General features: G+C 51.9%; 21 protein-coding genes. 11 read left to right on the top strand and 10 right to left on the bottom strand.

Annotated features, from left to right (window positions below; all coding sequences use genetic code 11):
* The first annotated feature begins 26 nt into the window (after positions 1 to 26).
* The 4 genes from ATL17_RS11890 (at position 27) to ATL17_RS11875 (ending at position 4,668) form a co-directional block, all read left to right on the top strand.
* Complete coding sequence (locus tag ATL17_RS11890; protein ID WP_133573008.1) at positions 27 to 1,214, top strand: cytochrome P450; 1,188 nt, start codon at positions 27 to 29, stop codon at positions 1,212 to 1,214.
* 84 nt (positions 1,215 to 1,298) lie between these two features.
* Positions 1,299 to 3,791: a heavy metal translocating P-type ATPase gene (locus tag ATL17_RS11885; RefSeq protein ID WP_133573007.1), complete on the top strand. Its 2,493-nt coding sequence runs from the start codon at positions 1,299 to 1,301 to the stop codon at positions 3,789 to 3,791.
* Positions 3,792 to 3,811: 20 nt separating this feature from the next.
* The gene (locus tag ATL17_RS11880; protein WP_133573006.1) at positions 3,812 to 4,141 is read left to right on the top strand and encodes a hypothetical protein; all 330 of its coding nucleotides are present in this window, start codon (positions 3,812 to 3,814) and stop codon (positions 4,139 to 4,141) included.
* A gap of 47 nt (positions 4,142 to 4,188) precedes the next feature.
* Positions 4,189 to 4,668, top strand: a complete 480-nt coding sequence (locus ATL17_RS11875) for a c-type cytochrome (protein ID WP_133573005.1) — start codon at positions 4,189 to 4,191, stop codon at positions 4,666 to 4,668.
* A gap of 40 nt (positions 4,669 to 4,708) precedes the next feature.
* Here ATL17_RS11875 and ATL17_RS11870 read toward each other — a convergent pair whose 3' ends face one another.
* Positions 4,709 to 5,488: an IclR family transcriptional regulator gene (locus ATL17_RS11870; RefSeq protein WP_133573004.1), complete on the bottom strand. Its 780-nt coding sequence runs from the start codon at positions 5,486 to 5,488 to the stop codon at positions 4,709 to 4,711.
* A 172-nt stretch (positions 5,489 to 5,660) separates the two neighbouring features.
* Here ATL17_RS11870 and ATL17_RS11865 point away from each other — a divergent pair, with 172 nt between their 5' ends.
* Genes ATL17_RS11865 through ATL17_RS11850 form a run of 4 tightly spaced genes read left to right on the top strand, consistent with a single transcriptional unit; the run spans position 5,661 to position 11,085 of the window.
* Entirely contained in the window at positions 5,661 to 7,376 is a 1,716-nt protein-coding gene (locus ATL17_RS11865) for an IlvD/Edd family dehydratase (protein WP_133573003.1), read from the top strand.
* Entirely contained in the window at positions 7,376 to 8,146 is a 771-nt protein-coding gene (locus ATL17_RS11860) for an SDR family NAD(P)-dependent oxidoreductase (RefSeq protein WP_133573002.1), read from the top strand. The genes ATL17_RS11865 and ATL17_RS11860 overlap by 1 nt, the downstream gene beginning before the upstream one ends.
* 11 nt (positions 8,147 to 8,157) lie before the next feature.
* Complete coding sequence (locus ATL17_RS11855) at positions 8,158 to 9,159, top strand: aldose epimerase family protein (RefSeq protein WP_166639013.1); 1,002 nt, start codon at positions 8,158 to 8,160, stop codon at positions 9,157 to 9,159.
* Between the two features lie 18 nt (positions 9,160 to 9,177).
* The gene (locus tag ATL17_RS11850; protein ID WP_133573000.1) at positions 9,178 to 11,085 is read left to right on the top strand and encodes a beta-galactosidase; all 1,908 of its coding nucleotides are present in this window, start codon (positions 9,178 to 9,180) and stop codon (positions 11,083 to 11,085) included.
* Here ATL17_RS11850 and ATL17_RS11845 read toward each other — a convergent pair.
* The 6 genes from ATL17_RS11845 to ATL17_RS11820 form a co-directional block, all read right to left on the bottom strand.
* Positions 11,082 to 12,107, bottom strand: a complete 1,026-nt coding sequence (locus ATL17_RS11845; protein ID WP_133572999.1) for a serine hydrolase domain-containing protein — start codon at positions 12,105 to 12,107, stop codon at positions 11,082 to 11,084. The two genes, ATL17_RS11850 and ATL17_RS11845, sit on opposite strands and share 4 nt — an antisense overlap.
* A 4-nt stretch (positions 12,108 to 12,111) precedes the next feature.
* Positions 12,112 to 12,951 (bottom strand): carbohydrate ABC transporter permease, encoded by an 840-nt coding sequence (locus ATL17_RS11840; protein WP_133572998.1) that lies wholly within the window; start codon positions 12,949 to 12,951, stop codon positions 12,112 to 12,114.
* A gap of 3 nt (positions 12,952 to 12,954) precedes the next feature.
* Positions 12,955 to 13,911 (bottom strand): carbohydrate ABC transporter permease, encoded by a 957-nt coding sequence (locus ATL17_RS11835; RefSeq protein ID WP_133572997.1) that lies wholly within the window; start codon positions 13,909 to 13,911, stop codon positions 12,955 to 12,957.
* 4 nt (positions 13,912 to 13,915) lie between these two features.
* Positions 13,916 to 15,007, bottom strand: coding sequence for an ABC transporter ATP-binding protein (locus ATL17_RS11830; protein WP_133572996.1), 1,092 nt, complete (start codon positions 15,005 to 15,007; stop codon positions 13,916 to 13,918).
* Between the two features lie 101 nt (positions 15,008 to 15,108).
* Complete coding sequence (locus ATL17_RS11825; protein ID WP_133572995.1) at positions 15,109 to 16,332, bottom strand: extracellular solute-binding protein; 1,224 nt, start codon at positions 16,330 to 16,332, stop codon at positions 15,109 to 15,111.
* A gap of 226 nt (positions 16,333 to 16,558) precedes the next feature.
* Positions 16,559 to 17,410 (bottom strand): MurR/RpiR family transcriptional regulator, encoded by an 852-nt coding sequence (locus ATL17_RS11820; protein ID WP_166639012.1) that lies wholly within the window; start codon positions 17,408 to 17,410, stop codon positions 16,559 to 16,561.
* A gap of 106 nt (positions 17,411 to 17,516) precedes the next feature.
* Between ATL17_RS11820 and murQ the strand changes: the two genes are divergently transcribed.
* From murQ to ATL17_RS11805, 3 genes are all read left to right on the top strand, one after another.
* Complete coding sequence (murQ, locus tag ATL17_RS11815; RefSeq protein WP_133572993.1) at positions 17,517 to 18,467, top strand: N-acetylmuramic acid 6-phosphate etherase; 951 nt, start codon at positions 17,517 to 17,519, stop codon at positions 18,465 to 18,467.
* A 6-nt stretch (positions 18,468 to 18,473) separates the two neighbouring features.
* Positions 18,474 to 19,352, top strand: coding sequence for a glucosamine kinase nucleotide-binding domain-containing protein (locus ATL17_RS11810; RefSeq protein ID WP_133572992.1), 879 nt, complete (start codon positions 18,474 to 18,476; stop codon positions 19,350 to 19,352).
* A gap of 218 nt (positions 19,353 to 19,570) precedes the next feature.
* Positions 19,571 to 21,205, top strand: coding sequence for a peptide ABC transporter substrate-binding protein (locus ATL17_RS11805; protein WP_133572991.1), 1,635 nt, complete (start codon positions 19,571 to 19,573; stop codon positions 21,203 to 21,205).
* A gap of 72 nt (positions 21,206 to 21,277) precedes the next feature.
* Here ATL17_RS11805 and ATL17_RS11800 read toward each other — a convergent pair whose 3' ends face one another.
* The 3 genes from ATL17_RS11800 to ATL17_RS11790 all read right to left on the bottom strand — a co-directional run bounded on the left by ATL17_RS11800 (position 21,278) and on the right by ATL17_RS11790 (position 26,557).
* Positions 21,278 to 22,120, bottom strand: a complete 843-nt coding sequence (locus ATL17_RS11800; RefSeq protein ID WP_133572990.1) for an IclR family transcriptional regulator — start codon at positions 22,118 to 22,120, stop codon at positions 21,278 to 21,280.
* An 80-nt stretch (positions 22,121 to 22,200) separates the two neighbouring features.
* A complete protein-coding gene (locus tag ATL17_RS11795; RefSeq protein WP_133572989.1) occupies positions 22,201 to 23,316 on the bottom strand; it encodes an NAD(P)/FAD-dependent oxidoreductase in 1,116 nt (371 codons plus the stop codon).
* 85 nt (positions 23,317 to 23,401) lie between these two features.
* Positions 23,402 to 26,557 (bottom strand): 2Fe-2S iron-sulfur cluster-binding protein, encoded by a 3,156-nt coding sequence (locus ATL17_RS11790; protein ID WP_246028694.1) that lies wholly within the window; start codon positions 26,555 to 26,557, stop codon positions 23,402 to 23,404.
* Between the last annotated feature and the right edge of the window lie 37 nt (positions 26,558 to 26,594).

Below are 26,594 nucleotides of genomic sequence, written 5' to 3'. Positions count from 1 at the left end.
CAGATAAATATGTAACGTGAGAAACTATGACCGCGATTGATGTGCCAATTGATGAGACCATCACTTTTGAGATGCTGGATCGTGATCCAGCATCGGTCTATCAGCGCTTGCGACGCGAAAACCCAATTGTGCGCATCAAAGCGATCAACCGCATTGTGCTCACCAAAGCGGATCATGTTTATCTGGCCAAAACCGATATGGTGCATTTCGGGTCGGAAGATGACCAAACACCAATGCAACGCGCATTTGGTGGCCACACCTTAATGCGCAAAGATGGCGAAGCGCATTTGAAAGAACGCGCCGCGATGACGGAAACGTTCAAGGTCAATCACTGGGCGTGCGATTGGAAAAATCGATTTGCTACCCACATCGATCAGGTCTTGGACCAACTGCCAACATCAGGCGAACTAGAGCTGAGCGGAAAATTTGCCAAGCCACTGGTTGCGCGTATATTGAATGATCTGTTGGGTATTGAACCTGATAGCGAAGAGCAATTGTTCAGCTGGGCCAAATCGCTGATCACGGGTGCGATGAACGCTAGCTTTGACGAAAAGGTGTTCGCCATAAGCGATCAAGCCAATGCCGAAATGAATGCCTGCTTTGATCGGATGATTGAACAACACCGCGCTGCACCGAATCCATCAGTCCTCAGCGTAATGGCCAACGCGGAAAATCCGCTGCCCTTAAGCCAAATCAGAACCAACATGAAAATCTGCATTGGTGGGGCCGCCATCGAAATGCGCGATGCGCTGCTCACCGTGTTGCACGGGCTTTTGCAACATCCGGATCAATTGGCGTCCTGCCAGCAATCGCGAAGGTGGGATCTGGCATGTGAAGAAGGCTTGCGCTGGGTCGCACCTATTCAGGCTAGCCCCCGGATTGTGAAAAAAGAAATCGAGCTTGATGGCGTCCGGCTGCCTGCAGGGGAAACCATCATGGCGGTGCAAGGCTCCGCCAATTATGATGAAGATTATTGGCAGAATCCCGAGCAGTTTAATATGCACCGCCCCTTTGCCGCGCATCAAACCTTTGGCGCGGGCCCCCATCGCTGCATGGGCGAAAATATCTATCGCCGGATTATGAGCGAATTGATCCTACCAAAATTCTTTGCGCGATTCCCAAACGCCAAACCTGCGCAAAATAGCAAAGTTGAGTTTCGCGGCTTTGCCTTCCGTGGCCCGCTGGAATTACGGGTAAAACTGGCCGAAAATTAAGTGCAAATTTGGCGCTTGACCTTCCATTCACTGGAAGGATTACAGTGTATTCAGTCTTCAAGAATTTGAACTGAAAGTACGACCATGACCGCACAGGCTAAAAAAGACGATCAAGTCACCAAACTCACCATCTCAGGTTTAACCTGCGCTTCCTGCGTCAAGCGCGCGGAAGCTGCGATTTCAAGTGTGGAAAGTGTTTCGGATGTTTCGATCAATTTGGCGACGGAAACGGCGCATATCCAAATGGCAGATCGAAATGGCCTGCCAGCCGTTATTCAATCTATTGAACAGGCAGGCTATAGCGTTCCCACCAAAACAATCACCCTTGATATTGAGGGGATGACATGCGCCTCCTGTGTGAGGCGGGTGGAAGATGCGCTGAAATCGGTCGAAGGCGTTGTGAAAGCGAGCGTCAATTTGGCGACAGAGAGCGCACAAATTGAAGTCGCGTCCAACTTTTCAATTGGCGATGCCATTGCTGCCACACAAAAAGTGGGCTACCCGGCAAAATTGCAAGAAGGTACAAGCGACGCGCTGGAAGATCGTGCGGCGGCAAAAGAGGCCGAATATAATGGTCTAAAGCGCAACCTTACCATTGCCGCCATCTTTACGGTGCCGCTTTTTGTGCTCGAAATGGGGTCACACTTTATCCCCGGCATGCACGAATTGCTGATGCAGTCTTTCGGGCGGCAAAATCTTTATTATTTCTACTTTGTGCTGGCCACCATCGTACAGTTCGGGCCAGGCATGGTGTTTTATAAAAAAGGCATCCCAGCGCTCCTTCGCCTCGCACCAGAAATGAACTCATTGGTGGTGCTCGGCTCCTCCGCAGCATGGGGCTTTTCTGTGGTGGCAACTTTCGCTGCCTTCCTGCTGCCCGCGGGCACAGCCAATGTCTATTATGAGGCCAGCGCCGTGATCATCACGCTGATCCTTTTGGGTCGTGTGCTGGAAGCGCGCGCCAAAGGCCGCACCAGTGAAGCCATCACCAAGCTAATGCAGTTGCAGGCTAAATCTGCCCACGTGTCACGTGATGGTAACTTCATCGAAGTGCCTTTGCATGAAGTGGTGGCAGGTGACATTGTGCGCGTGCGTCCGGGTGAAAAAGTGCCCGTGGATGGCGAAGTGATCAAAGGCAGCAGCTTTGTTGATGAAGCCATGATCTCTGGCGAGCCCGTGCCCGTTGAAAAAGAAGTAGGCAGCGAAGTTATCGGCGGCACCATCAATAAAACCGGCAGCTTTGAATTCCGCGCCACAAAAGTGGGTGCTGACAGTGCCTTGGCGCAAATCATCAAAATGGTTGAAAATGCCCAAGGGGCGAAACTGCCGATCCAGGCCTTGGTGGACAGAGTCACTGCAATCTTTGTGCCCATCGTGATGCTGGTTGCAGCACTCACGGTTGGTGTGTGGTTGATCTTTGGGCCAGACCCAGCTGTATCTTTTGCCTTGGTCAATGGTGTCGCAGTTTTGATCATTGCTTGTCCATGTGCCATGGGCTTGGCCACACCAACTTCCATTATGGTTGGCACAGGCCGCGCCGCTGAATTGGGTGTATTGTTCCGGAATGGTGAAGCGCTGCAGGATTTGAAAAACACCGACATTGTCGCTGTTGATAAAACAGGCACCTTGACCCTAGGTCGCCCAGCACTAACAGACTTCACCGTGTTGAACGGCTTTGATGAAGGTGAGGCCTTGGCACTTGTGGCCGCTGCTGAAAATAATTCAGAGCACCCGATTGCGGAAGCCATTGTAATCGCCGCGAAAGAGCGGGGTTTGACTGTGCCAGAAACCACCAGCTTCAACTCAGTCACAGGTTACGGCATTGAAGCGGAAGCCAATGGCCGCAAGGTCGAAGTCGGCGCTGATCGCTATATGCAAAAGCTTGGCCATGATTTGAGTGCTCATGCGGATATTGCAAAACAATTGGGTGATGAAGCAAAAACCCCGCTTTATGCTGCGATTGATGGCAAATTGGCCGCCATTGTGGCTGTGGCCGATCCGGTGAAAGAAACCACACCACAAGCCATCGAAGCGCTACATAGTTTGGGGCTGAAAGTGGCCATGATCACTGGCGACAACAAAGCCACAGCTGAAGCCATTGCCCGCAAATTGGGCATCGACACAGTGATTGCGGAAGTGCTGCCTGCGGGCAAAGTGGATGCGATCAAGCAATTGCAGCAGAACAATACTCATGTGAGCTTTGTGGGCGATGGCATCAATGATGCGCCGGCCTTGGCGCAAGCCGATGTGGGCATTGCCATTGGCACGGGCACAGATATCGCCATTGAAAGTGCCGACGTGGTGCTGATGTCTGGCGATATGCGCGGAGTGGCGAACGCGATTGGCCTGTCCAAAGCATCGATCAAAAACATCCACCAAAACCTGTTCTGGGCCTTTGCTTACAATGCAAGCCTGATCCCGGTTGCTGCAGGTGTGCTTTATCCATTCACGGGCACCTTGTTGTCGCCCATGTTGGCGGCTGGCGCGATGGCACTTTCCAGCGTGTTTGTTTTGGGTAATGCGTTGCGATTGCGGCGCTTTAACCCGCCAGCGCAAACAGGGCTTGCAAAGGCGTAAAGTTTGGTCAAACTGGTCGAATGATACGATTTTTCACCTTTCTGACCATCATCACCTTGTTGGTTGGTCAACTGAACATTGCAACCGAAGCAGCGCAGGGTTTTTACCCTGCGTCTGCGCATGTTCAAGGGGTCGAGGCCGTGCATGGTTGTTGCGACATGGATATGTCGACCTATGCTATGGATGATTGCGCCAAATATTGCGCACAAGCGGTTTTGGCTGATGAACTTTCCAGCTTGTCCGCAAAACCGCGAGAAGTGATTACACAAGAAATTTTACCATTAAAATCTGTGTTGGATTGGCCCACTGGGCCACCACCCATTGTACGCCACACATCATTCGAATTTTAATCTAACTTTGCCAGCGCTTGCGTTTGGCACAAATAATGTGTGGTACAATGAAAAACACAAATAAATGGGCCCTAGCGGTCATATTCATATTGGTTTTGGCTGGCGGATATTGGGGATATACCCAATTTGCAACGCCCCAGGTAGACCAGAAAACGGGCCTTTTGGCCTATAAAAATCCGCGCGTGATCGCTGCGGGACAAGAGATCTATCAAGCCAATTGCGCTGCCTGTCATGGCGATAATTTGGAGGGCGAGGCCAACTGGCAGCAGCCCAAACCAACGGGGCGCATGCCTGCGCCGCCGCACAATGAAACAGGTCACACTTGGCACCATAGCGACGAGCTACTGTTCAACATCACCAAATATGGCATTGCACGGCTCAGCAACAATCCAAACTATCAAACCGACATGCCGATCTATGAAGACATCCTGTCGGACGATGAGATTGTCGCAGTGCTGGCCTATATCAAATCAACATGGCCGACCGAAGTGCAACAAAGGCACGACCAAATAAATGCGGGCAGCTAATTTGCCACTACAGGGGCGGCCATCTGGTCGCCTCTTTTCGTTAAACAGGCGCATGCCATGCCGCCGCCGCGTCACCAATCTGGGTGGCGGTTTTCAGCAATTCGGCTTTGTGAGCAGTTAGTTCCCCCAAGCTTTTTCGCGCAGTTGACGTGGCAATAGAAATCGCACCAAGCAATCGCTGGCCATGGCCAAAGATCGGTGCGGCGATGGAGATTGTGCCAACTTCATGCTCCTCGCGATCATAAGCAACGCTTTCTGCTTTGATGGTGCTTAACTCCTGCAGTAACGCGTCGGTGGATTGTAGCGTGGCAGGCGTAAAGGCGTGAAATGCTTGTTGCTGCAAAGCTGTTTGCAACTGGTGGGGCGGTAAAAATGCCAGCATGGCTTTGCCCACCCCCGTGCAATAGGCTGGGGCCACATTGCCAACCTGTGCCAAAGTTTCAAACCGATCATCGGCCTTGCGCTTATCAATATAAAGCACTTGCCCCGCATCAAACTGTGCCAAATGCACAATGTCACCTGTCTGCTGCGCCAGTGCGTCAACAAATGGCCGCGCCAACGGGGCCAGTGAGCTGGATTTCCATGCCGCATGGGCCAACCGCACCACCCGCAAGCCCACTTGATAGGTACCTTGATCCGCATCGAAGGCCAACATGCTTTGATGCACCAATGTTTGCAGCAAGCGATAAAGGGTGGCTTTGGGAAAAGGGCTCTGCTCAAGCAGCTGGTTGAACTTCACCGGCTGACCAAATGCCGCCACCATATCCAACACGCTAAGCGCTTTGCCCACGGTGCCATCGCCTGATGATTTCTCGCGCATCTAAACCTTGCCCCGGCCGCTGGATGATCTTGACAAAACTCGACCCATCTTCCAATATTTCAATAAATGGAAATAAGTTTCATTATTTGAAACTAAATTGCCAAAGAACTGATGTCAAGCGCGGGCCAGATATTGGTGGCGAATGTCTAGTTGGTGGGCAAAGGAGGCAGAATTGAGCGATAAGAAAAAACGCCGCAGCCAGGCATGGTATGGCAAGCAGGATAAGGATGGATTCATCCATCGCTCTTGGATGAAAAACCAGGGCTTCCCCGATCACGTATTTGATGGTCGCCCCATCATCGGCATTTGCAACACATGGTCGGAACTTACACCTTGCAATGCAGGGCTCAGAGATTTGGCAGAAGCCGTAAAGCGCGGCGTGTGGGAAGCAGGCGGTTTTCCAGTAGAATTTCCGGTGATGAGCTTGGGCGAAACCCAAATGAAGCCCACCGCCATGCTGTTCAGAAACCTCCTCTCCATGGATGTGGAAGAAAGCATCCGTGCTTATGGCATTGATGGCGTGGTGTTGCTGGGTGGTTGCGATAAAACCACGCCCGGCCAGTTGATGGGCGCGGCATCGGTCGATCTGCCCACCATCGTTGTGTCCTCCGGCCCCATGCTCAACGGCAAGTTTAAAGGTCGCGACATTGGCTCAGGCACCGATGTGTGGAAATTTTCCGAGGATGTTCGCGCAGGCGAAATGAGCCTGAAGGACTTTATGTCCGCTGAATCGGGCATGAGCCGTTCGGTCGGTGTGTGCATGACCATGGGCACCGCATCCACCATGGCATCGCTGGTGGAAGCGATGGGGCTTTGCCTGCCCACAAATGCAGCATTGCCCGCAGTTGACGCGCGCCGTGCCGCATTGGCTCACCTAACTGGTAAGCGCATTGTGGAGATGGTGGAAGAAGACCTCACCTTCTCCAAAGTGGTGAAAAAAGAAAACTTCGAAAATGCCATTCTCGCAAACGCGGCCATTGGCGGTTCCACCAATGCGGTGGTGCATTTGCTGGCCATCGCGGGGCGCGTCGGCGTTGATCTCACACTGGAAGATTTCGAACTGGGCAAGGATTTGCCGCTACTGGTGAACTGCATGCCGTCCGGCAAATATTTGATGGAAGATTTCTGCTATGCAGGGGGCATGCCCGCTTTGATGAAAGAGCTGGCACAACACATTCGCCCGTCCAACACGGTGCTGGGCAAAGACATCACATCCTACTTTGAAGATGCAGAATGCTATAATCGCGATGTGATTTTCGCCTATGATGCACCAATCAAGCCAAAGGTTGGCCTGCGCGTGCTCAAAGGCAGCTTGGCGCCAAACGGGGCCATCATCAAGCCGTCAGCCGCAACGCCAGAACTACTGCAACATGAGGGCGAAGCCTTTGTGTTTGAAAATATCGAGGACATGAAAGCCAATATTGACCGTCCCGATTTGCCCGTCACCAGCGAGACGATCTTGGTGCTTAAAGGGTGCGGACCAAAAGGCTATCCCGGCATGCCGGAGGTGGGCAACATGCCTATTCCGCGCAAACTGGTTGAGCAGGGCGTGCGCGATATGGTGCGGATTTCCGATGCACGAATGTCCGGCACTGCGTTCGGCACGGTGGTGTTGCACACCTCGCCCGAAGCAGAAGCGGGCGGGCCTCTGGCCCTTGTTAAAACGGGTGATCGCATTAAGCTCGACACTGAAAATGGTCAGCTTGAACTGCTGGTCCCAGAAGAAGAGCTGGCCGAGCGCCGCGCCAACTGGCAACCAACACCACCGCATTATAAGCGCGGCTATGCTAGCCTTTATATTGATCGGGTTTTGCAAGCCGAAAAAGGCGCAGATCTTGATTTCCTTGTGGGCAAAGATACACGCCCCGTCACGCGGGAGAGCCACTAATGCAAACCTATGCAACATTTCATGATTTGAAAGATAAAAGCGTATTCATCACCGGGGGCGGTTCCGGCATTGGCGCAGCGCTCACCGAAGGTTTTTTGGCCCAAGGCGCAAAAGTCGCTTTTGTGCAGCGGTCAGATGCCACCGCATTTGCTGAAGAGATGGGCGAAAAATATGGCCAAAAGCCACTCTTTTTGCCATGCGACATCACCGATATTGATGCGCTGAAAAAGGCAATGGCCGACAGCGCCGAAGCCCATGGCGATATAGCAGTGCTGGTGAACAACGCCGCCAATGATCAACGCCACAGTTTGGAAGAATATGGGATTGAGGATTGGGACAAATCTCTCAACATCAACTTGCGCCCGCATTATTTCACCGCCCAAGCCGCAGCGCCGGGCATGAAGAAAATGGGCGAGGGCGCCATCATCAATTTTTCTTCTGCATCCTACCTGATGGGCAACGCGGGCTATAGTTCCTATGTCGCGGCTAAAGCGGGCATAACGGGTCTCACCCGTGCATTGGCGCGTGAATTAGGGCCAGATAATATCCGCGTCAACGCGCTGGTGCCGGGCTGGGTGCTCACCCAAAAACAGTTGGACATGTGGGCAACTGAAGAAGGGCTTAAAGAACATCTCGAGAAACAATGTTTGAAAGAACATTTGGTTGAGCAAGACATTGTCGATGCCACCCTGTTTTTAGCCTCTAAAACCAGCCGCATGATGACCAGCCAAGCTTTGGTGGTTGATGGCGGTGTGGTGATGACCGGATAGAGGTAATAAAAGTGACTGTCGAGCTATTCGACAATTTACCCGATGGAAGCAAAGTAGATAAGATAGAGCTTCGCTCCGGTAATAGCCAATGTTCCATTTTAACTTATGGCGCAACAATACAATACTTGAACTTCGGGTTTTCTGATGTTTCTATTGTGGTGGGTGCAGACCATATTGCCCCGTACTTAGAAGAACTGAGATACTTTGGCGCCAGCATTGGACCGGTGTCTAACCGCATTGCAGGCGGGAAATTTGTACTTGCCAACAAAATATACCATTTAACTAAAAATGAAGAGGGCCGTCATTGCCTACACAGCGGCTCGAATGGTGCACACAATCGTCTGTGGAAGATTTTGGATAAAACTAGAAATGCGGTGCGATTGTGGACTCGTTTTGCAGATGCCGAAGATGGATTTCCGGGGGAACGGGACGTAACGGCTTCATTTGTTCTGGAAGATGGCGTGTTGGGCATCACTTATTGGGCAATCACAGATCAACCTACTCCTATTAGCCTGACCAGCCATGCCTACTTCAATTTGTCGGCAGACGAAACCATTATCGATCACCTTCTCGAGGTGAAAGCTCAGCATTACCTGCCCGTAAATGCAGAAAAAATACCAACTGGCGAAGTGTCCGTTGTTTTTGATACTCCATATGATTTTTCTGAACTGAGGCAAATTAGCGCTCGACCTTATGATCATAATTTTTGCCTACAAAAAACAAGCGGTGAGCTTTCACTTGCTGCTCGATTGGTAGCACCAGAAAGAAATGGGGGGATAGAACTTTGGACTACAGAGCCCGGTGTTCAAGTTTACACATATACACACGGGAAACAGGCTGAAAAAAAAGATGGTTTTTCCCACAAAATAGTACCTTATTGTTCAATTGCTTTGGAGCCTCAAAAATGGCCCGATGCAATCAACCAGCGAAATTTTAATTCGCCCGTTATAGTGCCTGGTGAGACTTACGAACATCAAATAAGGTTTAAGGCATTTACTGACAGAGATGATTGAGTTTTCGAAAGACACATTATGACCCAAAAAGGCCTCGGCGTTTGCTATTATCCTGAACAATGGCCCAGCCATATGTGGGCCAGCGATGCCCAGCGCATGGCTGAGCTCGGCCTCACATGGGTGCGCATTGGCGAGTTTGCGTGGAGCAAGATTGAGCCTAAACCCGATCAGTTGGAGTGGGCATGGCTCGATCAAGCAATTGATACCCTTGCAAATGCCGGGTTGAAGATTGTGTTGGGCACGCCCACTGCAACGCCGCCGCGCTGGATGCTCACCAAACATCCCGATATGTTGGCTGTTGATGCTGAAGGGCGACCGCGCAAATTCGGCTCCCGCCGACATTATTGCTTCTCCCACGAGGGCTACAAACAGGAATGCGCCCGCATTGTTGGCTTATTGGCCGAACGATATGGCGATCATCCTGCCATCTGCGCATGGCAGACAGACAATGAATATGGCTGTCATGACACAACCATTTCTTATTCTGACGCAGCACGCGACGCTTTTCAGCACTGGTTGAAAACCCGATATGGCACCGTCGAAGCGCTCAATCAGGCATGGGGCAATGTGTTCTGGTCGATGGAATATGGCGCATTTGATGAGGTGGATTTGCCCAACCTCACAGTCACTGAGCCAAACCCGGCGCACCAAATGGCGTTTCGCCGTTTTTCCTCAGATCAGGTGGTGGCTTTCAATAAGCTGCAAGTGGATTTAATTCGCGCGCAAACAGACGCGCCGATCATCCATAATTATATGGGCCGCATCACCGATTTTGATCATTTCAAAGTCGGCCAAGATTTAGACATTGCCAGTTGGGATTCCTATCCGCTGGGCTTTCTTGAAGATCGCATCAATGAAGACGAAGCGTTCAAAGCCGCTTATTTCAAACAAGGGCATCCTGACTTCCAGGCTTTCCATCACGATCTATATCGTGCGGTGGGTCGCGGGCGATGGTGGGTTATGGAGCAACAGCCGGGGGCAGTGAATTGGGCACCTTACAATCCTGCTCCCTTGCCGGGCATGGTGCGCCTATGGGCGACAGAAGCTTTCGCCCATGGGGCAGAAAGTGTGCTCTATTTCCGCTGGCGACAAGCGCCGTTCGCGCAAGAACAAATGCATACAGGTCTTTATCTGCCCAATGATCACCCAAACATCGCTGCCCACGAGGCGGAGCAAGTCGTTCGCGATTTGTCGATTTTGCAAACTGATCAAATCCAGCCTGCACGCGTGGCGCTCATGTTTGATTACGAAAGCCAGTGGGGCACCGAAATCCAACCACAAGGCCAAGGATTTGATTATTTCGACTTGGTCTTTCACCATTACAAAGCGCTTCGCCGCCTCGGCGTGAACATTGATATTGTGCCGCCCAACGCAGAGAACCTCGCCGCTTATGACATTATCTTCGCCCCCGGCGTGATGACACTTAGTGCCTCGCAACAAGCCGCATTGCGCGACAGCGGCGCCAAAGTGGTGCTCGGACCACGCACAAATGCCAAAACCGAAGAATTCGCCATCCCACAAGCGCTAGCGCCAGATATCGACGGCCTGCCACTGCGCATCACCAATATAGAAAGCCTGCGTCCTGGCGCTCTCGTCCCCCTCGCAAATGGCGGCAGCTTCTTGCATTGGTTCGAGCATCTGGAAGGCAAAGTCACCACTCTGCTGACCACAATGCAGGGCCAGCCTGCCATCGTGGAAAAAGACAATCTGATCTATTGCGCGGGATGGTTAGACGTTGGGTCACTTCAAGAATTTATCGGCACGCTCTTACAAGCCGCTGAAATCCGCACCCAACCTTTGCCCGATGGCCTACGCCGCCGCGAGACCGACCAGCACATCATCTACATGAATTATAGTGCCCACGCCGTCGCCCACAATGGCCAAACCTTCGCGCCAGCAGATGTCATCTTTAAGCGCAAAGATTAAAGGTGCTGTGCGATAGAGTGTAAATCAATGCGGAATTGACGCATGGCGGGAATGGTGCCGCGATAAGAAGAATAGACCCGGTTGGTGAGCGCAATCACAATCAATTTTGACATGGGGTCCAGCCAAAGCGAAGTGCCGGTAAAGCCGGTATGCCCAATGGCACCGTGAATAAAATTATCGCCACAGCTTGCGCCCGGAAAGCGCAAATCATGATATTCAAAACCGATTGTGCGCGGCGTTAGTCCAGACCGATTGCCATTTTCAAAAATCAGCGGGTCATATTGATCCAACAAATGAAGCGCGATTTTGTGTAGCTCTTCTGCAGTGGAGAACAGGCCTGCATTTCCCACTTTGCCGCCAAGGCAACGTGCGGTGCTGTCATTCACCATGCCGCGGATATAACCGCTTGGCCGGATGTTCGGTACAGTCGGCACAATCGGCGGCAGCTTGCCGCTCGCTTCCAATGGTGTGAACATTGTTTGCGTCAGCCCAAGCGGCTTCGCGATCATTTGCGCGAATGCCTCGTCAATTGGCATCTTGGTCACACGTTCAATAATTTGTCCCAACAGCAAATAGCCAAGGCAGGAATAGACCATCTGAGTGCCCGGCAGATAGGCCAATTCCATCTCGAATAGCGCGCGCCAGGCAGCATCAATGCTTGTGGCATTTTTCGCAAACGGATCGTCAGCCGCAAAGCCTGCTTGGTGCAACGCCAATTGCCGCACAGTAAACGCATGTTTTTGGCCTGCTTTGAGCTCAGGCAAATAATCACGCGCTGGCGCATCGAGATCGATTTGGCCCTTTGCCGCAAGCGCCACCAACAGCTGAGCTGTGGCCAGAGGTTTGGTCAAAGAGGCAAGGTCAAACAAAGCGCCCTTATGAAGGGGCGCAATGTCGCTGCCTTCCATAAAGCCATAGGCTTTGTGCAGGTCGATCCTTTGCCCATGGGCCACCAGCACTTCACCGCAAGGGAAAGTGCCGCTGGCCATATGTTGGTTTACCAGCCGATCAATGCTGTCCATGGGACTACTTAATGGCACCCGCAGTCATGCCCGCAATAAAGCGGCGAGACTGCACAATAAACACCAGCATAATGGGCAATGCAGCAAGCGTCAGGCCAGCATAAAGCACGCCATAATTGATCGAATATTCGCCAAAGAAAGCGGTCAAACCTTGCGCCAATGTTTTCCATTCTGGCGATTGAATAAAGATCAAGGGGAAGAAGAAATCGTTCCAGATCGGCACTGCGTTATAAATGCCTGCAATCACCATCGCTGGGGTGATCAAGGGCACCATAATTTCCACCATAATGCGGAATTCGCTTGCCCCATCCATGCGGGCACTGTCTTCCAATTCAGAAGGCAATGAGCGCAAGAAGCCAGTCATAATGAAAACGGTGGCCGGCAGGGACATGGCCGTATAAATGCAAATCAAACCCAAGAGATTGTCCACCAAACCAAGGGTTTTCAGCTGAATAAACAGCGGAATAATCGCCAAACGCAGGGGCAACATCAGGCCGCTCAAAAAGAACAGCGAGATCATAATATTGCCTTTGAATTTGTATCGCGACAATGCATAGGCGGCCATGGTCCCCACCACCAACAACACCAAAACCGAAAGCCCGGTCACAATGGTGGAGTTGATGAAATAACGCGGCACATTGGTTTCGTTCCAAATCACCGCAAAATTATCCAAGCTAAAGCTTTGCGGCAGGCTGAAGGGAGAGGAGAAAATCTCCTTATTGGTCTTAAAGCTCGAAAGCGCCATCATGATGATCGGATAGAGCATAATCACAGCATTTACGCCGAGAAAAATATGCATCAACCATGTGCCAAGGTCGCCGGATTTTTTGTTCATTGTGCTCATGATTTAGCTCAGCTCCACTTCACGGCTGGTGAGATAGCGCGTGGCGATCGTTGAGAAGGTGAAAATGAAGATAAAGATCAGAACGGCAAGGGCGGAGCCTGTGCCAAAGTCTGAATTGCCTGCGCTGACCGAACCAAACGCCGTGCGATAGAACAGCAGGCCCAACATGTCAGTTGAATAAGCAGGCGCGCCTTCAAGGCCACCCATAATGTAGGGAATTTCAAACCAGTTGAACGACCCGATAAAGGTCAACACCACGATGATGGTCACCGCAGGCGCCATCAAGGGCCAGATAATATCGCGGGCAATCATCCACTCGCTGGCACCATCAAGGCGCGCGGCTTCAATCAAATCTTTTGGAATGCGGTGAATGGCGGCGAGGAACACGAGGGTCGGAAAGCCCACCCAGTGCCAAGCATTCACCAAAATCATAGAACCAAGCGCCGTTTCAGGCAGCCCCAACCAAGGCATCGCCCAATCGCCCAAACCCACATTGCGCAGCAACGTGTTCACCAAACCAAAGATCGGGTTGAGGAACAGCTTCCACTGGAAGCCGATAATAACCGTTGAAAGGATCACCGGCAAAAAGAAGGCGATTTGATAAAAGCGATAGCCCTTTGGCTCGCGTGCCAACAGCAAGGCTAGGGTCAGCGCCAAGCCATTTTGAACAATCATTAAGGCGATAAACACCTTCACATTGTTGAAAAAGGCGTTGATCAAAAACTTGTTGTTACGTGCGTCAAACAACACTTCCTGGAAATTCGCGAGGCCAACAAATTCGCCACGCACGAGCCCGTCCCAATCATAAACCGAATACCAAACGGCCGATGCCATGGGCAAAAACACAAAGGTCAGCAAAATGGCCATGGCGGGAAACAGCAAAAAGGCAAGCCAGAGCTTGCGCAAATTGCGCCGGCGGGCCACGGCATTCTCATATGTGGTGTCGATCGCTTGGGCCATAATTTTATCCGTCAAACTCTATGCGTTGCTCGTCTGGGCCAAACAAATGGCAGCTTTCAAGGTTAAAGCTCACCTCGATCTCCTCGCCCGATTGCACGTCCAAATCCCCCGCATGGTGGATAATCATGCTCTCTTTGATTGGCGAGCTGAGATAGACATATGTCTGTGCGCCTAACCGTTCCACGGCGGTGGCTTTGCCAACAATTTTGCCCGAGCCGTCTTGGTTCGGTTGCAAATCTTCTGGCCGTACGCCGAGATCAATCTTGTCCTCAGCGTTCAAAAGGCCAGCCTTGGTTTTGAATTTAAATTGCGCGCCATTGTCGAGCTGGGCTTCATATGCCCCTTCATTTGCGCTGATGATTTTCCCTTGGAAAAAGTTCATTGCCGGAGAGCCGATAAAGCCCGCAACAAACTTGTTTACTGGCTTGTTGAACAATTCAAGCGGTGCGCCAACTTGTTCAATATGGCCATTGCGCATCACCACAATTTTGTCGGCCATGGTCATGGCTTCCACCTGATCGTGGGTCACATAAATCATGGTGGACTGCAATTGCTGGTGCAAATTGGTCAGCTCAATGCGCATTTGCACCCGCAATTTCGCATCAAGGTTAGACAAGGGCTCGTCAAACAAAAACACTTTTGGGTCGCGCACAATCGCCCGGCCAATGGCCACACGCTGGCGCTGACCGCCAGAAAGCGCTTTCGGCTTACGGTCCAGCAATTCAGTCAACTGCAAAATCTCTGCCGCGGCGTGCACTTTGGCTTCAATTTCCTGCTTGCTCTTTTTGGCAACTTTGAGCGCATAAGACATGTTTTGAAACACAGTCATATGCGGGTAAAGCGCGTAAGATTGGAACACCATGGCTAAGCCGCGCCGCGCTGGGGGCAAATGGTCCACGCGTTCGCCATCAATATGGATTTCGCCTGAGCTAAGTTCTTCAAGCCCGGATAAAAGGCGCAGCAATGTTGATTTGCCGCAGCCAGAAGGACCGACAAAGACCACAAATTCATTGTCTTCAATAGACAAGTTCGCGCCATGAATAACTTGTACACCGCCAAAGTCTTTGGTCACGTCGCGCAATTCAATTGTTGCCATTTTAGTCGCCCTGAAATTCTAATTTGGAATGGGGTGGCCGCCACATTGGGGCTTGGCCAGCAAAGCCAAAGGGGGCAATCCCCCTTTGGCTGATTAGTCGATTACTCAGCGCTTTTAATGCCAGCGCTAATATCGGCAGCCACTTCAGCAGCTGTCTTTTTGCCAGTGAACAATTCTTGCAAGCCATTTTGCAGCAAGGTTGAACCTGTTGGTGTGTTGAAGCGGAACGCAACCAACATGATGTATGGTGTTGCTTCCGCATGGAAGTCAGACACTTTCGCCAACATTGGGTCAGAAATGTCAGCACCATCAACCGCAGGCACGTTGGCCAGCTTGTCAGTCAACATTTGTGCAAATGGCTGTGTTGCAGTGAACTGGATGAATTTCAGCGCAGCTTCTTTGTTTTCAGAAGCAGCATTCACACCATAGCCACCGTCAAGCCAAGTTGCCACCATGCGTGGGCCACCTTCTTCAGCCGCAGGGCCTTGCATAATGTCAAAGTTCACGCCTGAAGAAACGAATGTTGGAATGTCGAAAGAACCGCCAACAAACATGGCCGCTTGGCCAGCGCTGAACAATTGCTTCATGGTTGCATAGTCAACGCCTTCATAACCTTGCGGCATGTAGTCTTTCAACGCAGCAAATTTCTCAAGCGCGTTTACAAAGCGCTCATCTTCAAAGTCTGTTGCGCCAGATGTCACTTCACCAAAGAAGTCTTTGCCATAGAAGTTTGGCAAGAACGCACCAGACATAATTTCCATGGTCCAGGCATCAGCCAAGCCGTTGGCCAATGGGATCACGCCTGCATCTTTGAACTTTTGCGATGCAGCCAAAAACTCGTCCCAAGTTTCAGGCAAGGCAACATCATGCTGTTCAAACAAATCTTTATTGTAGAAAACAACAATGGTTTGCGATGCGAAAGGCACAGCATATACATGGCCATCAGCGCGCAATGTGGTGCCCAAAAGCTCATCAGCGCTTAGAGCTGAAAGGTCAATTTTGCCATCAAGTGGCTCCAAATAACCTGGCGCCGCAATCGCTTCCAATGAACCATATGAGCGGGTGTGCATAATGTCTGGGCCCGCACCGCCGGCTAGGGCAGTGGTCAAAATGGTGTTGTAGCTTGTGGCTTCGTGCGCAGTGAACGTCACTTTAATGTCAGGATTTTGCTCTTCGAATGCAGCAATAATCTCATTATAGGCTTTCACATCTTCCTGACGCCAAGACCAAAAGTCCAGCTCAGTTTGGGCCAGTGCTGTGCCTGCATATGCAAAAGTTGCTGTGCTAAGCACCGCCATGCTGGCGATTTTACGAAGTGATTTCATATTCAGTTCCCTCCCTCTATGTGATTTTGGCGTTCGGGATGCCAATTGTTGGGGTGAAGAGAAAGGTCAACAGCGTCTGTTGCAAACGATCGTGCGGGAATTTTTTATTCCGATATGCCGATAATTATGCCGTAAGAAGCTGTCTATTCCTCCTGCTAGGAATATTAAATTCTAAAATGACAATGTCAATAATAAAAAATCACTGACCCGCTAGATGTGGAATAATCTATTTGATCCGATTGACCAGCGCTTGGCTGTCTTGAATCTTGCTTGGCATATCTTCTGCACGTTGTGCGAGCAGAATAAACAGCAGGTCGGTGATCGCCAATTGGGCAGTGCGGGTGGAGATAGATGAAGAGCGCACCAAATTCTCGCTGGCCACGCAGTGCAACTCCAATTCGTGGGATTCAGGTGTGATATTGGCACTTGGCCCCACAAGATAGATGGTGGGGATATTATGTTGTCGCGCATATTCTGCGGCGGCTAGCACTTCCTTTGACTTACCTGAATAAGAAATCAGCACCAACAAGTCATTCTCTGTGAAGCGCGCCAAGTTTGCGAGATGGATATGGGCATCCATGCCTTGCAACACGGCGGTGCCCAGCTTGGTGAGTTTGGAACCGAAATCCATCGCCACCAGCGCAGAACCGCCAACACCCAAAATGATAATGCGATCTGCAGCAACCAACCGATCAACAGCCGCGCCCAGTTGCGCACTTGTATTGCCTTTCAAGGTTTCCGACAGGGCGGCAACCTTACTGTTATACATCTTTTGCGCCACTTCACTCAGCGGGTCATCGCTGAAAATATCGCCGTGAATCTGCTCGGCATCCTGCGCACGGGCCACATCGGCGCTCAACGCGATCTTGAGTGCGGGAAAACCAGAAAGCCCGATCTTCTTGCAGAATTTGATGATGCTGGATTGGCTCACGCCGCATTGCTGCGCCAAATCCTGCGAGGTCATGGTCGTCACTTTTGATGGGTCGTTCAAAATCCAGTGGGCGATCCGCTGTTCATTCTGCGACAAATCCTCAACAATAGCGTTGAGATGGGAAATCAAATTTTGCGCATTTTGCATGAAACCCGTGCTTTCATTTCTTGATGTGTTGACCCAAGCGTGCAAAAGATGCATCTAAGAATAATAAATTCTTGACGTAAATTTTTTAGGAATACATAATTCCATCATGACTGCTGACCATAACAAACTCGCCCAAGATAATCTATTGCTTCTATCGTCAACCCTTGAAGGGCTGACCTCAGAAGGCATAAATGCCCGTTCTGAACGGCTAGATCAAATGTCGGCGCTGGAAATTGCGCAAGTGATGAACAGCGAAGACCAAACGGTGGCCAGCGCTGTTGAAAAAGTGCTGCCCCAAGTGGCCAAAGCCATTGATGCTGCCCATGCCGCACTGAAAGCAGGCGGGCGCATTATCTATGTGGGCGCCGGCACAAGCGGCCGCCTGGGCGTGTTGGATGCGTCAGAAATTCCGCCAACCTTTTCCGCACCGCCAAGCCTATTTCATGCAATTATCGCGGGTGGACAGCCTGCGATTTTTCAGGCGCAGGAAGGGATCGAAGATGATCGGGAGCAAGGTGCGTTAGATTTGGCCGATGCCCAAGTCAGCGAAAATGATCTTGTCATTGGTTTGGCCGTTTCTGGCCGCACACCCTATGTGTTGGCCGCGTTGGAAGAGGCGCATAAGCGCGGCGCTGTCACCGTCGGCATTTCATGCAATCCCGGCAGTGCGTTGGAAGAACTGGCAAAAATCGGTATCACGCCGGAAGTTGGGCCGGAAATTCTTGCAGGCTCCACCCGGTTGAAATCCGGCACCGCGCAAAAGATGGTGCTGAATATGATCTCCACGGGCGCCATGGTGCGCTTGGGTAAATGCTATCAAAACCGCATGGTTGATCTCAACGTCACCAATGAAAAGCTGCGTGCACGTGCGTTGAACTTGGTGCGCGAATTGACCGACGCTGAAAAAGAAACCGCATTGCGGGCCTTGGTTGCTGCCAATTGGGACGTTAAAGTCGCTATTGTTATTTGCAAAACTGGCATGGATGCAGCGGCAGCACAGTCTCAAATTGAGCAGGCGGGTGGCCATTTGCGCCAAGCCCTGAACGAGGCAAAATAGACCTTTATGACGCGCTCTGATTCTTGCGTGCTGTTGATCGATGGCGGGGGCAGTGGTGCCCGGGCGCGCTTGTGCACTTTGTCTGGCGAGGTGCTGGCCACTGGCACGGCAGGCCCGTCCAATATCAGCACAGATTTTGAAGCGGCAGCCGCCAATCTTATGGGGTTGGCCCATGCCGTCTATGCGCAAGCGGGTCGCGATATCACCTCCTTCGCAAATGATTATGCATTTGTAGCCTTGGCGGGCGCCGGAGCTAGCGCTCAGCGACAAGAACTCATTGATCGCTTTGGCTTTAGACGCATGATTCTGGCCACCGATATTGATGTGACATTGGCCGCCGCGCTCGGCACCGAGCAAGATGGTCTGGTGGCCATGTTGGGCACAGGGTCCTTTTTTGTTTGGCGAGAGCAGGGGCAAGTGCGCCGGGTTGGCGGTTGGGGCTTTATCTTGGGCGACGAATGCGGCGGCGCATGGCTGGGGCGCGAACTGCTGCGCGACACGATCAAAGCCTATGATGGGGTTGGCCCTTCCAGCAATCTGACGCAGAAAGTCTTGGATCATTTTGGCGGCACGCCGAAAAATATGGTGCCTTTCGCCCGTGACAGCAAAGCTGCCGACTTTGCAAAATTTGCACCTTGGATTACCGAAGCTGTTGCAGCTGGCGATGTTGTTGCACAGCAAATCGTGAATCGCGCCGTGCAGCAATTGTGCGACACCATTGGCCCAGCCCACAACGTGCCGCAACAACATCTTTGCTTCTTGGGTGGTCTCGGCCGCTTTTATCAAAGCCAAATGCCAGCGGAATATCAGGCCATCTGCCATTCAGCCAAGGGTGAGGCGCTAGACGGTGCCTTTTGGCTCGCTCAAAAAGAATTTGGTTTTTAGATACCAGCCACACATCGACCTGAAAAACCGATAGGCAGCACTAAGCTGCGCGGTAAATCACATAATTCCCCCATTCTACGAAAGTATGCGCCTTGAGCAGCCACAGGCGCAGAACACACCTTGTCAGGCTTAAATTATTTAAATACAATAATATATATTGCAATGTAATACATGCAATTAAGTGCTGATATAAAGCACGTACATAATCGGAGGGACATATGAATTTTTCAAAACTGTTTAAAACAGTGTCGCTGGGGGCATTGCTTGCCGCTGGCCTCACGATGACGGCCCATGCCGCTGGCACCCATCCAGAAACAGGCGAACAACTTGCTGAGGAACAAGTGTTCACCTATCGCTTGCTGGATGGCATTCCATCGCTTGATCCACAAATGATGGAAGACACCATTGGGTTCGCCTTTTCGCGTGACCTGTTCGAAGGCCTGCTCAATCAAGATGCAGACGGCAATTTGATCCCAGGCGTTGCCAAAAGCTGGGACGTGAACGAAACCAATGATGTTTACACATTCCATCTGCGCGACGATGCCAAATGGTCAAATGGTGATCCTGTCACCGCGCATGATTTTGTTTATGCGTGGCAGCGCTCAATCGATCCAGAATTGGCCTCGCCCTACGCGTGGTATGTGGAATTGATGGCCCTAGAAAATGCCAGCGAAATTCTGGCTGGCGAAAAAGACAAGTCTGAGCTTGGTGTGCGTGCAGTTGATGACCTCACTTTCGAAGTACGTCTCACAACGCCACTCCCATATTTCGCATCTATGACTGTGTTGGCCACCGTGTTCCCTGTGCACAAAGCAACTGTGGAAGCCCATGGCACAGATTGGACACAGCCAGAAAACATGGTTTCCAATGGCGCCTATAAATTGACCGAATGGGTGTTGAATGAGCGCACCGTGCGCGAGCGCAACCCATATTATTGGAACAATGATAAAACCATCATCGACAAAGTAGTCACCCATGTCATCAGCGAAGAAAATGTGGCCTTCACCCGCTACAATGCTGGCGAGCTAGACATGACAGCCGTGCCGTCTGGTCAGTTCATTCGCTTGAAAGCAGAACGTCCAGACGAAACTTTGTCACTGCCCTATTTGGGGTCATATTATTACAGCTTCAACATGGCGGAAAATGGCCCAGAAGCCTTTAAAGATGTGAATGTTCGCAAAGCATTGTCTTACGCCGTTGACCGTAAAGTCATTGTTGAAAACATCCTGCAAGGCGGCCAGCGCGAAGCTTATAATGTGGTGCCTTTGGCCACTGCTGGCTTCACCGATCCAGACACCGATTACGGCAATTGGACACAAGAAGAGCGCGACGAAAAAGCGCGTGAGTTGCTGGCAGAAGCGGGATATGGCCCAGACAATCCATTGGAATTCAAACTGCTTTACAACACATCTGAAACCCACAAAAAAATTGCAACTGCAATTGTTCAAATGTGGAAACAGAAGCTGAATGTGAATGCTGAGTTGAACAATATGGAATGGCGGACCATGCTGGAAACAGCACGCAACGATGAGTTTGACATGGTGCGCTATGCTTGGATCGGCGACTATAACGAAGCGTCCACCTTCCTTGATCTTTACACCTCAGACAGCCCACAAAACTGGGCCAACTATGAAAATCCAGAGGTGGATCAAATGATGGCAGACGCCAAAGTGTCCTCAAACCCGGGTCCGATCTACACAGATATTGAGAAGATTTTGGCGCGGGATATGCCTGTTATTCCAATCTACCACTACACCTCTGTGATCATGTTGAACACACAGGTGAAAGGCTGGCCAATGAATAATATTCAGCAAAACTGGTACAGCCGTGACCTTTATAAGGTCGCGCAATAGGTCAAGCACTCTCCCAAAGGGGCTAACCCAAAACTAACCCCCAAGGGGCCGGTCTTCGGACTGGCCCTTTTTTTAGCTGAAGTTGGGGTTGTTCGACACTGCTTCGGTGATTTGCCGGGCGGTATGCAGCAGCAAATCGCCATAGGTTTTGTCCACCTTCGCCATTGTCCAATCATTGCCATAAACGCAGATGTTCATCGAGGCGATCACACGGCCAAACCGATCATAAATCGGCGCCCCAATTGTCCGTTCGCCCACAATGCATTCCTGATCAGCGCTGGCAAACCCGCGCTGTCGCGCCACCTCAAGCGAGGCTTGAATATCTTCTAGTTCGGTCAATGTGTGTGGCGTGAAGGGTTGCAAGGGAGATTGCGCCAAAATCGCGTCACACTCTTCGCGCGGCAAGGCTGCCAAATAAGCGCGGCCGCTTGCTGTGCAGAACATGGGAACACGGCCACCAACTGGCGGGTTGCCATATGGGCTGTCCTCATAGGTTTGCCGCATCACATAAACAACGTCAGTGCCGCGCGGCAGCGCCAAGTTCACTGCCTTGTTGGATTTTTCGCGCGCCCGTAGCAGGAAAGGGGCCGCAGCAGAAATAATCGGCTCTGAAATGGAATAGCTGAAACCAAGCTCAAGCAAACGCACCGCAGGTTTCAATTGGCGGCTGCGCGGGTCGCGTTTTAAATAGCCCAGTTCAACAAGCGTATGGCAAAATCGTTGGGCCGCGCTTTTGCCCAAGCCGGTGGTGATGGCCACCTCAGAAAGACTAAGCGCGCTATGGCCACGAAAGGCTTCTAAAACCATAAAGGCCTTTTCAACTGAACCCACAAAAAGCGCATCACGCGGCTTGCTTTCTTGCGCCGGTTGTTGCGCGTTTTTGAGCCTGTGCGAAAGGCCGTCAGAATTGGTCATTTATACTTCCTGCTATTGGGCCTCGCCCCACGCGGCCCTAAAAGTGAATCCTATCACAGATGATTTTTCTGCCGCAAATATCATGCGCTTAATCTGTGGATGGGTTGAAATGGTTCTGGTATTTCAGGCGCTGTTGCGTCCGCGCAAATGCAGCCCAAAACGGATTGTGCCATCAAATGGGCAATCCCGAAGCTGATTTTGAAACCGCCCGTGGCCACATAAAGCCATTCTTTTTCTGGCAACGCGCCAACCAGTGGATCACGGCCTTGTGCCTGTGGTCGCACACCTGCCCAACGTTCAATCACGGGCGCGTCTTTAATCAATGGGCTAAGCGCTCGTGCTTTTTCGATGACCTCATCCAGCAAATGATCGGTTTCGCGACCGGCACTAAATTCTTTTTCGCTTGTCGAGCCAATGGCAGTGGTGCCGTCATCATGTACAATCAAGTAAACACCGTCAGAATATATAATCGGCAAATTCGGGTCCAAATTGGTGCCCAACACCGCCGCTTGGCCTTTCACCCCGCGTCCTGCGATGGTCGGGGCATAAGGGCGCAGCATATCAAAGCTAGCCAGCCCGGCGCTCACCAAAATTTTGTCGCCATGCAAAACACTGCCATCGCCTAAGGTCACCTGTTGTTCGCCTAAAAAGGCGGCGCGGGTGCCAAAGCGCATGTCGATGCTGCCGTGCAATGCGCCCGCCAGCGCCATGATCAATTTGCGGGGCGCAAGGCGTGCACTCAGATTATCAACCGCCACTCCAAATGGCATTGCAGCGGCAGCAGGCCAATTTTCCGCCAGGCCAGCTTCCATATGCTTCATGGCAAAATTGCCCGTCGCAGATTGCCAAAACTCCTGTGCACCTGCTGTGCGTTCAGTCACATCTTTTATGTGATGTTCTTTCAGCAGCGGCGCGATACGTCCAACCCGGCGATAGCCAACTTGCTGGCCGGTGCGGCTTTCCAACTCTTCCACAAGGCTTGGCAATTGCGTCAGTGCTTCAAACTGAAATTGCTTTTTGGCATTCCAGCGATCTGGCGTGTGGGGCATCAATGCCCCCAAAAGCCCGCCGCTCGCGCCGGCGGCAATGCCATGCTCTTCCACCAGCACTGTTTTCAGTCCGCGTTTGGCCGCAAAATAAGCGCTCCAAAGCCCAACAATGCCGCCGCCAATAATAATCAGGTCAAATCTTTCCATAGCATCAGGCAATGACCAGATATTTCCCAAATTGACAAGGCTTCATTGGATAAAGCTGCCCATAAATGCGTATGCGCCCCACTGATTACAAATCAACTTCCAACACACCACCCGCTTTCGCTGCGCGCGATTGACAAAGGATCACGCTGGTCGCTTGCTGTTTTTTCGACAGCACAAAATCGCGATGTTCCACCTCGCCGGAAACAATGCCGCATTTGCACACGCCGCAAATCCCGTCTGAACATTTCACGTCAATCTGAACGCCATTTTCCTGCAGCACATCCGTGGCGGATTTATCCGCTGGTACCACAAATTCGCGCCCCGACTTGGCCAGTTTCAGCGTGAAAGGATGATTTTCATATTCGGGCAGTTCCGGCACATTGAAATATTCAAGATGTCGTTCTTCCTCGGCAAAGCCCTGCCGCTCAGCGCTTTCCATCACCCCGGCCATAAACCGGTCCGGCCCGCAACAATAAACATGTTGCCCCGGCTGATAGTCTTTCAAAATCGCATCAAGGTCGGCCCGCGTGCCCTCATCACTAAAGTGATAATGCACCCGATCCGCCCATTCAAACTGCGCCAGATCATTCATAAATCCTGCAGTTTTGCGAGATGAGCAGCAATAATGCAGCTCAAAGTCCGCGCCAATCGCGTGCAGACGATGGGCCATGGCGATCATCGGGGTCACCCCAATGCCGCCGCCCATCAAAAAGCTCTTGCTGGCTTGTTCTTCTAAAGGAAAATGATTGATCGGCTTGGAGATAAAAATCTTCCGCCCTTCCGTGAAGATGCGATGCAGCAATTGCGACCCGCCGCGCCCTTCATCTTCGCGCAACACGCCGATCTGATATTTTGAATTGTCTGCCGGATCGCCGGACATGGAATATTGCCGCAAGAACTCTGGGGCCACCACAATGTCCAGGTGCGCGCCCGCAGTCCATTCGGGCAGGGGCGTGCCATCCAGCGTTTTAAACTCATATTTGGTAACGCCATCGGTCATCGCCTTGGCTTTACTGATCTGCACCCGGATCACTGGGGCGTCGCCCTCAATATGATACTCGTGCGCCAGCCCATCAGTTTCGCCCCGCGCCAGCTTCGCCTTATATTGATCCGCTGTGATCATCGCCTGATAGGCTTCAATGCCCTTTTCTCGATCCATGGGGAAGGGGAACGGCCAAGGATGCGGTGCCAAATTGGCGGGGTAAACCGCTAGGGTTTGATCCTCAAATTTTAGGTCCAAATCCTTTTGCAGATCGCGCTCATTCACCTTGTGCGGCGTTGGGCGATAGCCACCATCTTCATGCAGCTCAATGTCCCACCACCATTTCTTGATCAAATTCCGCTCACCATTGCCCACTGCATCATCCAGCTTGGCAAGAGCGGGCGCTGCCTTGGGAATATTCATCGCCGCCCAACGGAACGGCGCTTCCGCAAAGATGCCTTCCAGATTCCAAGGACATGTTTTCATGCAGCGGCCACACATGGCGCCACCCTCATTGGTGATCCGATAGGTGGTGCATTTCTGGCTATCCGATTTCCAAATCTCATAGCCATTAAACATCAGCTTCGGCCCAGCGGTGATGGCCCCGGAAGGACATTCGCGGGCGCATTTGTTGCAGCTCTCACAAAATTGCTGCAGGCCAAAGGAAATTGGCTTGTCGTGGGTCATGGGCAGCGTGGTCGTCACCACCCCAGATTTCAGCCGCGGACCCAAAAACGGATTGAGGATCACTTCACCAATGCGGCTCACTTCACCAAGGCCAGAAAGCAATAAGAGAGGCGGTTGCAGCACCTCACCATCCATCACTGTGTGTGCCCGCGCGCCATAGCCAAGCGAGCGAATTTGCTTGGCGACAATGCTGCCCAATATGGAAAAACGGAGATAGGCGCGCATTGATTGCGACACGGCAATCCAATCGTCGCCAGATGCGCCTTCCATCGTGTCATAGCCCTGGTCGATCACCATCGAAATGGCTTGATCATGGGGCGGGTCAATCGGGTCGCCCACAGCATCGTGAGAATACCATGTCCAGTCAGGACACCGCGAAATGCCCACAGCATCGACGCCCAAAAAATGCGACATCGCCTTAATGTTTTCCGCATTTTTATGCGCGTTCAGCGTGTTGGTGCTCGGCGCGGGCGCAGGCTCACCATCCTGCAACAAAACAAATGCACCCAATGCCCGGCGTTGGGCCATGGAAGGGGCAGACTTGCGCACATATTTTCCGCCGACCGAAGCTTGTTGGTTGCGCTTGCCCATGTCGCCAAACAGCGAGCGGGCAAACATGTCCGTGCGCTTGGGCACGCGCGGCACGCGATCTTCATCGATAAAGGTAGTCGGCTCTTCCACTCGTTTCAGCGTTTCAAACGGATGCGCCCCGTCCACAAACCGGCGCTTGGCATAGGGATCTGCATTTTTTGCACTTTTGCCTGTGCCATACCCGAGCTTCCACGCCCAACCTTTGAGTTGCGACTTTGGCTGTTCGGCAAGCGGTGCCAAGGGTTTGTCATGTGCAAAGTCAAAATCAGTCGTCACCGCTGCGATGGAGAAGTGTGACCCCAAAAATGGATTATGCAGGCAGCCATTTTCAACCGTCGCCAGACCCGCCTCAACAGCCAGTCGATTCAAATCCACATCGCTGGTGGAGTGAGAATGGGCGCGGGCGTCATGGCCCAAAAGCCGCATATATTGTGCCAACACCACGGCTGCCTCATTGGCCCGCAGGGCAGAGCGATGCGCCTGTGCGCCATTCAGCCAAGCTGCGCCCGGCTCGTCAGGCCAGATTTTGCGCGGGTGCTCGACCACAAAAACAAGGGCGTTCTGGTGATGCGTCATTTCTTGCGGCGGTGCGTTCATGGCATCGCGCAAATCCGCCATGATCATGTCCACGCCGGAGGCGAGCGACTTTGTTTGGTTGGTCCGCAGTTTTTGTGCCAATTGGTCAATGCCGGGATTGCGAAACGGCGTGTCCAACATCATATCAGGCGAAAAGGCACAAGTGCCCGCCATCGCCACATCCGAGAAATAGCCGAAGGCCTTTAGGTGATTTTGGCGCTCGACCAGATCGTCCGGCACTTCTGCCTTGGCCTTGTTCACCAGCCCATCTCGAATAGCATCCAGCATCGCTTGTGCCTCTGCCATTGCATTGATGATATTTTCGGGCGCCGCTTCATAGCTGAAATGCATCTGCTCGAACTTTGGCAGCTTGGCCAAATGCACCGCTTTATCAGTCCGCTTCAAACGCTCAAGCGGAAAAGTGCCCAGGTGAAATGGTCTG

Origin of the sequence: Maritalea mobilis (genome assembly GCF_004363175.1) — a bacterium.
Taxonomy (GTDB): Bacteria; Pseudomonadota; Alphaproteobacteria; order Rhizobiales; family Devosiaceae; genus Maritalea; species Maritalea mobilis.
This window is presented reverse-complemented; position numbering and strand designations above follow the sequence as displayed.